11 protein-coding genes are annotated in these 11,574 nt (G+C 74.0%); 5 read left to right on the forward strand and 6 right to left on the reverse strand.

The window, feature by feature from the left end:
* Positions 1-66: 66 nt before the first annotated feature.
* Entirely contained in the window at positions 67-1,149 is a 1,083-nt protein-coding gene (locus AB0J86_RS20385) for an SGNH/GDSL hydrolase family protein (RefSeq protein ID WP_363859127.1), read from the reverse strand.
* A 187-nt stretch (positions 1,150-1,336) separates the two neighbouring features.
* On the opposite strand from AB0J86_RS20385, the gene AB0J86_RS20390 reads away from it, so the two are divergent.
* Together AB0J86_RS20390 and AB0J86_RS20395 are read left to right on the forward strand one after the other, a co-directional pair.
* A complete protein-coding gene (locus AB0J86_RS20390) occupies positions 1,337-1,693 on the forward strand; it encodes a YkvA family protein (protein ID WP_363859128.1) in 357 nt (118 codons plus the stop codon).
* Positions 1,694-1,761: 68 nt separating this feature from the next.
* Positions 1,762-3,135 carry a cystathionine beta-synthase gene (locus tag AB0J86_RS20395; RefSeq protein ID WP_363859129.1) on the forward strand — a complete coding sequence of 458 codons (1,374 nt, stop codon included), beginning with the start codon at positions 1,762-1,764 and terminating at the stop codon, positions 3,133-3,135.
* Positions 3,136-3,233: 98 nt separating this feature from the next.
* Here the strand turns inward: AB0J86_RS20395 and AB0J86_RS20400 are convergent, their stop codons facing one another.
* From AB0J86_RS20400 to AB0J86_RS20420, 5 genes are all read right to left on the reverse strand, one after another.
* The gene (locus AB0J86_RS20400) at positions 3,234-4,190 is read right to left on the reverse strand and encodes a trypsin-like peptidase domain-containing protein (protein ID WP_363859130.1); all 957 of its coding nucleotides are present in this window, start codon (positions 4,188-4,190) and stop codon (positions 3,234-3,236) included.
* A gap of 144 nt (positions 4,191-4,334) precedes the next feature.
* Positions 4,335-4,847: a GNAT family N-acetyltransferase gene (locus AB0J86_RS20405; protein ID WP_363859131.1), complete on the reverse strand. Its 513-nt coding sequence runs from the start codon at positions 4,845-4,847 to the stop codon at positions 4,335-4,337.
* 23 nt (positions 4,848-4,870) lie between these two features.
* Positions 4,871-5,836, reverse strand: a complete 966-nt coding sequence (locus tag AB0J86_RS20410; RefSeq protein WP_363859132.1) for a ribonuclease Z — start codon at positions 5,834-5,836, stop codon at positions 4,871-4,873.
* 418 nt (positions 5,837-6,254) lie between these two features.
* Positions 6,255-6,917 (reverse strand): peptide-methionine (S)-S-oxide reductase MsrA, encoded by a 663-nt coding sequence (gene msrA, locus AB0J86_RS20415; RefSeq protein WP_363859133.1) that lies wholly within the window; start codon positions 6,915-6,917, stop codon positions 6,255-6,257.
* A gap of 101 nt (positions 6,918-7,018) precedes the next feature.
* Entirely contained in the window at positions 7,019-7,465 is a 447-nt protein-coding gene (locus tag AB0J86_RS20420) for an HIT family protein (RefSeq protein WP_363859134.1), read from the reverse strand.
* A gap of 23 nt (positions 7,466-7,488) precedes the next feature.
* On the opposite strand from AB0J86_RS20420, the gene AB0J86_RS20425 reads away from it, so the two are divergent.
* The 3 genes from AB0J86_RS20425 to ilvA all read left to right on the forward strand — a co-directional run bounded on the left by AB0J86_RS20425 (position 7,489) and on the right by ilvA (position 11,557).
* Complete coding sequence (locus AB0J86_RS20425; RefSeq protein WP_363859135.1) at positions 7,489-8,631, forward strand: cystathionine gamma-synthase; 1,143 nt, start codon at positions 7,489-7,491, stop codon at positions 8,629-8,631.
* A 119-nt stretch (positions 8,632-8,750) separates the two neighbouring features.
* A complete protein-coding gene (locus tag AB0J86_RS20430; RefSeq protein ID WP_363859136.1) occupies positions 8,751-10,151 on the forward strand; it encodes an amidase family protein in 1,401 nt (466 codons plus the stop codon).
* A 185-nt stretch (positions 10,152-10,336) separates the two neighbouring features.
* The gene (gene ilvA / locus AB0J86_RS20435) at positions 10,337-11,557 is read left to right on the forward strand and encodes a threonine ammonia-lyase (protein WP_363859137.1); all 1,221 of its coding nucleotides are present in this window, start codon (positions 10,337-10,339) and stop codon (positions 11,555-11,557) included.
* Positions 11,558-11,574 lie beyond the last annotated feature (17 nt).

Below are 11,574 nucleotides of genomic sequence, written 5' to 3' on the forward strand. Positions count from 1 at the left end.
GTCGCCGGGTCGGGCGGGCCCGCTGCCGGGCGCGCCGTACCTGGGCGACGGTACCGCGTCGAAGGGTCACGCCCGTCCCTCCACGGTGGACGGCGTCGCGGTTTCCCCGGTGGCGCCCGGTTCGGTGCCGTGGTGCGGCTCCTCGCCGCGCGGGTGACCGAACCAGGCGCGGCGTCGGCGCAGCTGCGCCCAGCGCCCCGCCGGGCCACGGTCCCGACCCGCGACCTGCGCGCCGCTGACCTCCGTGCCGGCGTTGCGGGCCGCCTCGTGCGCGGCCTCCGGGAGCGACCGTACGCCCTCGCCCTCGACCAGGCCGGCCCGGCGCTCGTCCGCCGCGCCGAGCGCGGCCAGCGCGGTCGGCAGCATGGCGGCGACGGCGATGGCGTAGCCCTCGGCCGACGGGTGGAAGTGGTCCCAGGCGAACATCCGGGCCGGCTCGGCGGCGAACCGGGGGCCGAGCAGGTCCCCGAGCGAGACGGTCCAGCCGCCCGCCTCCACCACGGCCACGGTCTGCGCCGCGGCGAGCTGTCGGCTCCACCGGCGGGCCAGCCAGCGCAGCGGCGGTTTGATCGGCTGGATCGCGCCGAGGTCGGGGCAGGTGCCGACCACCACCTGGGCGCCGGCGTCGCGCAGCCTGCGCACCGCGTCGACCAGGAACCGTACGGCCACCGCGTGCGGGGTCCGGTTGGTGACGTCGTTGCCGCCGATCAGGATCACGGCCAGGTCCGGCGAGCGCTCCAGCGCGGCCTCGACCTGCGGCGCCAGCCCGGCCGAGAGGCTGCCCACCACGGCGAGGCGGTAGAGGCGCACCGGGCGGCGCAGCCGGCGCGACAGGCCGGTGGCGAGCAGCGCGCCCGGGGTCTCCCGTGGGCGGTGCACCCCGTAGCCGGCGGCCGACGAGTCGCCGAGCAGCACCACGGTGATCGGTCGGCCCGGGTACTTGGCGCCGTAGACGCCGTCCCCGCGCGGCGGCGGAGCCTCGGCCAGCGGAATCACCCGCCGCGCCTGCCGGGCCTGACCCAGCAGCAGCCCGGTCGTGGCCGCCGCGGTCAGCGCGGTCGCGCCGGCGCCCACGGCCGCCACCTTGGCGACCCGTCGCGCGACGCGCCATGGTGCCTGGTCGCGTACCGCCGTTCCGGCCTGATCCATCAAGCGCCCCCCGCCTGCCGCGTCATTCCGCGACTTTCGAGATTATCTCGGCCGGGTGACACCCGCTGTCGCCGTACGGGCCGCCGGATGCCTGGAAGATGACAGCCGGGGGTACCTTCCCGGGCAGACGCGTCGATGCGTGCGCCTTGCCGGCGTGTGCATCATTGGCGTGGAGGAGGCGGGGAGCATGACCAAGACACTGAAGCGCACGGCGGCCTTCGGCGCGCTGGCCAGGGCACTGGCGTCGGGCGCGCGGGGCGGACCACCGCTGGGGAGGCGGCTCGCCGCGATCCCCCGGATGATCAAGGCGACCCTCCGGCGGGAGTACGACGGCGGGCTGCGGCTGGCCATGATGGTCGCCGCGACGGCGTACGTGGCCTCGCCGATCGACCTCGCGCCCGAGCTGTTCCTGGCCGTCTTCGGCCTGGCCGACGACGCGCTGATGATCACATGGCTGGCGGGCAGCGTGCTCTCCGAGACCGAGCGCTTCCTGGAGTGGGAACGGCGGCGGGAGAGCGTCATCCCCGGCCACGTGGTCCGCTGACGGCACGTAGGCTGGCCTGAGCGGCGACCCGACCCCTCGGGCGAGTCAGACGGAAAGGGCACAACGAGGTGCGCTACTACGAGAACGTGGTCGAGCTGATCGGCAACACCCCGCTGGTACGGCTACGCAACGTGAGCGCCGGGATCTCGGCGACCGTGCTCGCCAAGGTGGAGTACCTGAACCCGGGCGGCTCGGTCAAGGACCGGATCGCGCTGCGGATGGTCGAGGAGGCGGAGCGGAACGGGCTGCTCAAGCCGGGCGGCACGATCGTCGAGCCGACCAGCGGTAACACCGGCGTCGGCCTGGCCCTGGTGGCCCAGCTCAAGGGCTACAAGTGCGTCTTCATCTGCCCCGACAAGGTCAGCAAGGACAAGCAGGACGTGCTGCGGGCGTACGGCGCCGAGGTGGTGGTCTGCCCGACCGCGGTCGCGCCGGAGGACCCCCGCTCGTACTACAACGTCTCCGACCGGCTGGCCCGGGAGATCCCCGGCGCGTGGAAGCCGAACCAGTACGCCAACCCCGCCAACCCGCGCTCCCACTACGAGACCACCGGACCGGAGGTCTGGGAGCAGACCGAGGGGCGGATCACCCACTTCGTCGCCGGCGTCGGTACCGGCGGCACGGTCTCGGGCATCGGGCGCTACCTGAAGGAGGCGTCCGGCGGCGCGGTACGGGTGATCGGCGCCGACCCGGAGGGCTCGGTCTACTCCGGCGGTACCGGCCGGCCGTACCTGGTCGAGGGCGTCGGCGAGGACTTCTGGCCGGAGACGTACGACCGGACGATCTGCGACGAGATCGTGAAGGTCTCGGACAAGGACTCCTTCGAGATGACCCGCCGGTTGGCCCGCGAGGAGGGGCTGCTCGTCGGCGGCTCCTGCGGCATGGCCGTGGTGGCCGCGCTGGAGGTGGCCCGCCGCGCCGAGCCGGACGACGTGGTCGTGGTGCTCCTGCCCGACGGTGGCCGGGGCTACCTCTCGAAGATCTTCAACGACGACTGGATGGCCCGCTACGGCTTCCTGCGCACCCCCGACACCACCGAGGCGACCGTGGCGGAGGCGCTGGCCAGCAAGCCGGGCGGGATACCCGAGCTGATCCACGTACACCCGACCGAGACCGTCCGGGACGCGATCGACTACATGCGCGAGTACGGCGTCTCGCAGCTGCCGGTGCTCAAGGCCGAACCGCCGGTGGTGACCGGTGAGGTGGCCGGCTCGGTCGCGGAGCGCGACCTGCTCGACGCCCTCTTCACCGGCCAGGCGCAGCTGCACGACACGATCGAGCGGCACATGGGCGACCCGCTGCCGATGATCGGCGGCGGGCAGCCGGTCAGCGAGGCCGTGGGGCTGCTGGAGAAGGCGGACGCGGCGCTGGTGCTGGTCGAGGGGAAGCCCAAGGGCGTACTGACCCGGCAGGACCTGCTCGCCCACCTCGGCGCCCGCTGAACACGCCCCCGCGATCTAGGGCGAATCGTCGTGATTGGAGATTAACTAGCGACGATTCGCCCTAGATCGCGGGGGCGGGCTAGATCGCGGAGGCGGGCCTAGCGGTTCAGCTCGGCCGGCACCGCGACCACGTCGACGAAGGCGCCCCGCCGGAGCAGGGTGACCGGCAGTCGGGTACCGATGGCCGGACCGAGCATGAGCCGCTGGAGCCCCTGCCCGCTCTGCACCGGGCGCCCACCGGCCGAGATGATCACGTCGCCGAGGTAGATGCCGGCCTGCCCGGCGGGGCTGTCCGGCACCACCTCGACCACCCGCAGTCCCCGCTTCTGGCCGGTACGTTCGGCCACGGCCGGGGGCAGCGGCACCGGTACGCCGGCGACGCCGAGCCAGGCCCGGCGGACCCGCCCGCCGGTGACCAGGTCGCCGATGATCTGCCGGGTGGTGGAGTTGATCGGTACGGCCAGGCCGAGGCCGTAGCCGGCGACGGCCGTGTTGATCCCGATCACCCGTCCGGCGGAGTCGGCGAGCGCGCCCCCGGAGTTGCCCGGGTTGAGCGCCGCGTCGGTCTGGATGACGTCCTCGATCAGGCGGACCAGCCGCCCGTCGCGGGCCGGCAGGGACCGGCCCAGCCCGGAGACGACGCCGGCCGTGACCGAGCCGGCGAGCCCCATCGGGTTGCCGACGGCGACCACGAGCTGCCCGATCCGCAGCGGATCGGCGTCGCCCAACTCGACCGGGGGTGCGGTGGTGGCCCGTACCCGGAGGACGGCGAGGTCGGAGAGGGGGTCGGTGCCGACCACGTCGAAGCGTGCCTCGGCACCGTCGCCGAAGGTCGCCAGCCCGCCGGTGGCGCCCTCGACCACGTGCGCGCTGGTGAGGAGGAATCCGTCGTCGGTGAAGGTCACCGCCGAACCGGCGCCGGCGCCGCGCGGGCCGCGTACCGAGAGCGCGGCCACGCTCGGCAGCACCTTCGCCGCGACCGTGGTGACCACCTGCGAGTACGCGTCCAGAGCGGCCGCCTCGGCGCGCTCCGGTTCGATTCGTTCGGTGCTCATGTCGGAACACAACGTCGAGCGGCGCCCCTCGATGCCCGGCACCGGTCCGCTCAGAGCGAACACCCCGGCCCGCCGCCAGCCCGCCGCCGGACGCCGGTCCGCCGAGGGCGATCCACACCGGCGACGCCGGCGGGCCGCCGCGGGTCAGGGCAGGTCGCGCCGGTAGCGGAGCTGGCGCGTCACGGCTGGGCCGATGTTGCCCTGCCGCTCCACCCCGTCGGGCCGCCAGCCGCCCCGCTCGTAGAAGCGCCGCGCGCGCTCGTTGCCGGCCAGCACCCAGAGCACGGCGTGCCGCCAGCCGCGCCCGTGCAGCGTCGCCAGCGCGTCGATCATGAGGGCCCGGCCGACGCCGCGCCCCTGCTCCAGGGGATCGAGGTGGATGGCGTACAACTCGCCGACGTCGGGCTCGCCGGTCTCGGCCGGGCCGACGTAGGTGAAGCCGGCGAGCGAGCCGTCCCGCTCGGCGACCGTGAGCAGATGGGTCTCGCGCTCGTACGGCCACCGCTCGGTCCACCAGCGGCCCATCGACTCGGGGGAGATCGCGGCCAGCGCCTCGGCGGGTACGAGGTCGCGGTACGCGGCGACGCGGGAGCGCTGGTGCAGGGCGCCGACGGCGGGCAGGTCACCGGCGACCGCCGGCCGGAGCGTGAGGTCCACCCGCCCACGGTAGCCGGAAGTGATCAAGCGTCGGCCGGTGCCTTGCCGCGCCGCGCCGGCACCGGTACCCGGATCAGGTCCTCGGCGACGACCAGTTCCCCGGCGAAGTGCGCCCGCGCCTCCGCCGCGTAGCGCTCGGCCGAGGAGGCCGCCCCGCCGGTGCGGGCGGAGCTGTCGTACCGCTGGGAGAAGTGGGTGAGCACGAGCCGTCGTACGCCGGACTCGGCCGCCACCCGCGCGGCCTGCGCCGCAGTCAGGTGCCCGACCTCGGCGGCCAGCGCGGCGTCCTCGGTCAGGAACGTCGACTCGATCACCAACAGGTCGGCGCCCTCGGCGAGCGCGTAGACCCCGTCGCAGAGGCCGGTGTCCATCACGAAGGCGAACCGCTGCCCCGGGCGGGGCGCGCTCACCGCCTCCAGCGGAACGCGGCGCCCGTCGAGGTCGAGGTGGCCGGCGCGGAGCAGCTCCGCGACGGCCGGACCGGAGATGCCGTACGCCGCCAGCCGCTCGGGCAGGATCCGGCGCTGGTCCGGCTCGACGAGCCGGTAGCCGTACGTCTCTACGGGGTGCCGCAGCCGGCGGGCCTCCAACGTGCCGGCCGCCGTGACGAACCGCTGCCCGTCCCGCCCGACCGGCTCGGGGAGCAGCTCGGCGGTCTCGTGGAACCGGCTGGCGTGCCGCAGCCGCTCGAAGTACTCGGCGTCGCCGGCCGGGAAGTGGGCGCGCACCGGGTGCGGCACCCGGTCCAGGGAGAGGCGCTGGACGACGCCGGCCAGCCCGAGGCTGTGGTCGCCGTGGAAGTGGGTGACACAGATCCGGGTCAGGTCGGTGGCGGAGACCCCGGCCAGCAGCATCTGCCGCTGGGTCCCCTCGCCCGGGTCGAAGAGGATCGTCTCGCCGTCCCAGCGCAGGACGTACCCGTTGTGGCTGCGGCGCCGGGTCGGGACCTGGCTCGCCGTGCCGAGCACCACCAGTTCGCGTACGGACACGGGCGGGCCTCTCGGTTTCCGGCCCGGCCGTCGGCGGTCCGGGAGACCGGACGCGCGGGACGCCGGAGCGCGGGGTCGTGCGGACGGGGCGGGATATGAAGCGACCCCCGGGGCTTCCGCGTGGACGCGGGCCGGCCGGACTAAGCCGGCACCCCGGGGGTCGGGTGGCTGTCGTGGATTCGCCGGACCGCTGCCACACGGCCTCGACAACTCTTCTACCTCAAACGACTCCGCCCCCGAGGGAGCGGAAATCCAAGCTGTCGATGACAGCGGCTAACGGACAGCCACCTCACGAGTCCCGTTGCTACACAAAGCTTGGACCACCTCCCTTCCCGTGTACGGCCACGTTATCCAGCGGAGGTTGGCCGCGGCAACGTTTTTAGCCCGGGCAGGATGTAGCCGAACTCACGCCCCGGCGTCAGGCGCCGGTACGGGCCACGCCGACCGGGCAGGTCATGCCGTTCGGCCCGTGGTTGCAGTAGCCGTTCGGGTTCTTGGTCGGCGCCAGGTACTGCTGGTGGTAGTCCTCGGCGTAGTAGTAGTCGCCCAGCTCGCGGATCTCCGTGGTGATCTCCCCGTGGCCCGCGGCGGCCACGATCGGCGCGAACGCGTCACGGGAGGCGGTCGCGGCGGCGTACTGCTCGGGCGAGGTGGTGTAGACGGCCGAGCGGTACTGGGTGCCCACGTCGTTGCCCTGGCGCATGCCCTGGGTCGGGTCGTGGTTCTCCCAGAAGACCTTGAGCAGGTCCTCGTAGGCGATCTTCTCGGGGTCGTACACCACCTGGACGACCTCGGCGTGCCCGGTGAAGCCCGAGCAGACCTCCTCGTACGTGGGGTTGGGGGTCAGGCCGCCGGCGTAGCCGGCCGAGGTGGAGATCACCCCGGGCAGCGTCCAGAACAGTCGCTCCGCACCCCAGAAACAGCCCATTCCGAAGACCGCGATCCGGGCCCCCTCCGGCCACGGCCCCTTCATCGGCGTACCGAGCACCTCGTGCCGGTCCGAGATCGGCATCGCGATGGGGCGGCCGGGCAGCGCCTGGTCGGGGGAGGGCAGGTCGGCCTTCATGCGGCGTAGGAACACGTCGACTCCTTTCAGAACCTCTGCCGGGTGTAACGCCGTACCCCCCGCCATCCTTACCCGCCGGCCGGGCGGGGGCGCCGGGGTGACGGAGCACACCGGTGTCAGGGCGCGGCGGGCGGGTCGACGGCGTCCGTGGGCGGTACGGCGGCCGCGATCCGGCTCGCGTACGCCTCGGCCTCGTCGTCGGAGGCATACCTGGTACGGGGCCAGAAAAACCCGCGCAGCCCGTCCTTGCGGCGCCGCGGCACCACGTGCGTGTGCAAGTGGGGTACCGACTGGGAAATCTTGTTGTTCATCGCCACGAAGGTCCCGTCGGCGTCCAGACCCCGCTGGACGGCGAGGGTGATCCGGCGGACGAACCGGAAATACGGCCCCACATCGCCGTCCGGCAGGTCGACCAGGGTCTCCACGTGCTCCCGAGGCACCACCAGGACGTGGCCGGGGAAGACCGGGCGGGTGTCCAGGAAGGCCACCCCGGCGGTTTCGTCGGCGATCCGGAACGCCGGGACCGAACTCGCCACAATTCCGCAGAAGACGCACCCAATCACAGGGGGAGACTAGCCTCATCCAGATGAACTACGGCTTCGAGACTCTCGCCATCCACGCCGGCCAGGAGCCGGACCCGCGGACCGGCGCCGTCGTACCACCGATATACCAGACCAGCACCTACGCGCAGGACGCGGTGGGCGCGCCCCGCCTGGGCTACGAGTACAGCAGGTCGGCCAACCCGACCCGGGACGCGTTGCAGGAGTGCCTCGCGGCGCTGGAGGGGGGCCGGGTCGGGCTCGCCTTCGCCAGCGGCCTCGCGGCCGAGGACACCCTGCTGCGTACCGTCTGCCGCCCCGGCGACCACGTGGTGATCCCCGACGACGCCTACGGCGGCACGTTCCGGCTCTTCGCCCGGGTGGCCGAGCGCTGGGGGCTCTCCTGGACCCCCGCGAAGATCTCCGACGCGGACGCGGTCCGGGCCGCCGTCCAGCCCGGCCGGACGAAGATCATCTGGGTGGAGACGCCCACCAACCCGCTGCTCGGCATCGCCGACATCGCCGCCCTGGCGGGCATCGCGCACGACGCCGAGGCGCTGCTGGTCGTGGACAACACGTTCGCCTCGCCGTACCTGCAGCAGCCGATCGCGCACGGCGCCGACGTGGTCGTGCACTCGACCACGAAGTACATCGGCGGGCACTCCGATGTGGTCGGTGGCGCCCTCGTCACGGCGGACCCCGCCCTCGGCGAGGAACTCGCCTACCACCAGAACGCGATGGGGGGCGTCAACGGCCCGTTCGACGCGTGGCTCACGATGCGCGGGGTCAAGACCCTCGGCGTACGGATGGACCGGCACTGCGACAACGCCGAGCGGATCGCCGACTACCTCGCCTCGCACCGCGCGGTCGCGCAGGTGATCTACCCCGGCCTGCCCAGCCACCCGGGGCACGAGACGGCCGCCAAGCAGATGCGCCGCTTCGGCGGGATGGTCTCGTTCCGGGCGGCCGGGGGCGAGGAGCAGGCGATCCGCATCTGCGACCGGGCAAAGCTGTTCGTGCTCGCCGAATCGCTCGGCGGCGTCGAGTCACTGATCGAACACCCGGGTCGCATGACACACGCAAGTGCTGCCGGCTCGCCGCTTGAAGTTCCCTCCGATCTCGTGCGACTGTCTGTCGGCATCGAGACGGCCGACGACCTACTCGCCGACCTGGAGCAGGCGCTCGGCTGACCGGTGTCCGGTCGCGCGTACCGGTGCGGCTCGCGGCCCACGCGGCCGCGCCGGGGGCGCGAACGGGCGGGGTCCGACCCCGCCCGACCGACCGCCCGTGTGCCGACGCCGATGGGGAGGTGGCCGTGCAGGACATGACGCGGAGCTGGGTGGGCGCGACCGCCAAGCAGATCGCGCGCGGCGTGCGCCGGGGTGACGCGTCCGCGACCCAGGTGGTCGCGGACCACCTGGACCACCTGGCCACGGCCGAGCGGGAACTCTCCGCGTTCCGCGTGATCCGCGCCGGCGAGGCGATCGTCGAGGCGGAGAAGGTCGACGAGCAGGACGACCTGGCCAACCTGCCGCTGGCCGGGGTGCCGGTCGCGGTCAAGGAGAACACGGCCGTGGCGGGGCTGCCGACCTGGAACGGCTCGGCGGCCGCCCGCACGCCGATCTCCGAGGACGACCACGAGGTGGTGCGCCGGCTGCGCGGCGCCGGCGCCGTGATCGTCGGGGTGACCCGGATGCCGGAGCTCGGCCTCTGGGCGCTCACGGACGACGACACCGGGGTGACCCGGAACCCCTGGGACACCGAGCGGACCCCGGGCGGCTCCTCGGGCGGCGCCGCCGCGGCCGTCGCCGCCGGCCTGGTGCCGATGGCGCACGGCAACGACGGCCTGGGTTCGATCCGGATCCCGGCCGCCTGCTGCGGGCTGGTCGGGCTCAAACCGGGGCGCGGGGTCGTGCCGTGCCAGCTCGGCGCCGACGACTGGTTGGGCCTGACCGAGCACGGCATCCTCGCCACCACCGTCGCCGACGCGGCCGTCGGGTTCTCGGTGCTCGCCGGTCGGCGGCCGGACAAGCTCGTACCGCCCGAGCGCCTGCGCGTCGCCGTCTCGCTGCGCTCACCCGTGCTCGGCGTACGCGCCGACGAGCCGAACCGCGACGCGGTCGCCGCCGCCTCCCGGCTGCTGGTCGGGGCGGGGCACGACGCGATCTCCCTCGACCCGGTCTACCCGGTCTCCCTGGGCGTGCGCGGGCTGGCGACCTGGTTCGGCGCGGCCGCCAACGACGTGGCGTACGCCGGCCTCGACCGGCGCACCCTCCAGCCGCGTAGCCGCCGGCACGTGGCGCTCGGCGCGCTCGCCAACCGCCTCGGTCTGGTACGCGAAAGCGACCGGGCCGTCTGGCGCCAGCGCTCGATCGACTTCTTCGACGCCAACTCGGTGGACCTGCTGCTCACCCCGGCGCTGGCCGCGCCGCCGCCGGCGGCCCGGTCGTGGTCGACCCGCTCGTGGGTGAGCAACCTGCTCACCAATATCCGGTACGCGCCGTACGCCGCACCCTGGAACATCGCGGGCCTGCCGGCGCTGGTCGTACCGGTCGGGATGCGCCCGGACGGGCTGCCGCTCGGGGTGCAACTGGTCGGGCCGCCCGGCTCCGAGCTGCTGCTGCTCGGGGTGGCGGGGCAGTTCGAGCTGGCCGCGCCGTGGCGCCGGCACGCGCCGGGCTGGCCCCGGGTGCCGAACCCCACGCTCTGAGCCCGGTCCCCGGGCGCGCGCTCGTGGTTCGTGCGGGTACGACTCCCGCCCGGGGACACTCGTCGATCCTCCGGCCGGGCCGTCGTACCGCGGATCCTCCGGGCCCGGCCGGCCGGGCCTGTGACGCCCGGCATGCCCGTCGCGCCGCCGCCGGCTCCGACCGCCGGTGGTGGCACGATCGGGGCATGACGGAGCTGGTCGGTCTCGCCGACGTACAGGCCGCGCGGGAGCTGCTCGCCGGCGTCACGCGCACCACCCCGCTGGAACCCTCCCGGCCGCTGAGCGCCGCGCTGGGCGGGCCGGTCTGGTGCAAGTGCGAGAACGTCCAGCGGGCCGGGTCGTACAAGGTCCGCGGGGCGTACGTGCGGATCGCGAGGCTGTCGCCGCGGCAGCGGGCCGGCGGGGTGGTGGCGGCCAGCGCCGGCAACCACGCGCAGGGCGTGGCGCTCGCGGCCGGCCTGCTCGGCACGGACGCGACCGTCTTCATGCCGGTGGGCGCCCCGCTGCCGAAGGTGGCGGCCACCAAGGGGTACGGCGCCCGCATCGAGCTGGTCGGGAGCACGGTCGACGAGTCGCTGGTCGCCGCGCAGGACTTCGCCGAGCGGACCGGCGCCACCTTCATCCACCCCTTCGACCACCCGGACGTGATCGCCGGGCAGGGCACGGTGGCGCTGGAGATCCTGGAGCAGTGTCCGGAGGTGCGGACGATCGTCACGGGTGTCGGCGGCGGGGGCCTGGTCTCGGGCATCGCGGTGGCCGCCAAGGCGCTGCGGCCGGACGTACGGGTCATCGGCGTGCAGGCGTCCGGTGCGGCCGCGTACCCGCCCTCGCTGCTGGCCGGCGAGCCGGTGCGGCTGCCCTCCTTCGCCACGATCGCCGACGGGATCGCGGTCGGCCGACCGGGCGAGCTCACCTTCGCGCACGTACGCAAGCTGGTCGACGACGTGGTGACCGTATCGGAGGAGGACATCTCCCGGGCGCTGCTGATGCTGCTGGAGCGCGGCAAGCAGGTGGTCGAGCCGGCCGGCGCGGTCGGGGTGGCGGCCCTGCTGGCCGGCGCGGTGGAGGTCGAGACGCCGGCCGTGGCGGTCCTCTCCGGCGGCAACATCGACCCGCTGTTGATGCTCCGGGTGATCGAGCACGGGCTGGCCGCCGCCGGGCGGTACCTGCGCTTCACCGTCCGCTGCACGGACCGCCCCGGGCAGCTCGCGTCGCTGCTGAGCCAGATCGCCGAGCACCGGGGCAACGTGGTCGACGTCGAGCACCAGCGGCAGAACCCGCACCTGCGGCTGGGCGAGGTCGAGGTGGCGCTCTCGGTGGAGACCCGGGGGTCCGAGCACTCCGACACCCTGATCAGCGCGCTGCGGGCCAGCGGCTACGAGGTCTTCTTCGCCGAGCGCGGCTAGCTTCCGGCTGGACCCGG

This window comes from Micromonospora sp. NPDC049559, from assembly GCF_040676675.1.
Classification (GTDB): Bacteria; Actinomycetota; Actinomycetes; order Mycobacteriales; family Micromonosporaceae; genus JBFAPK01.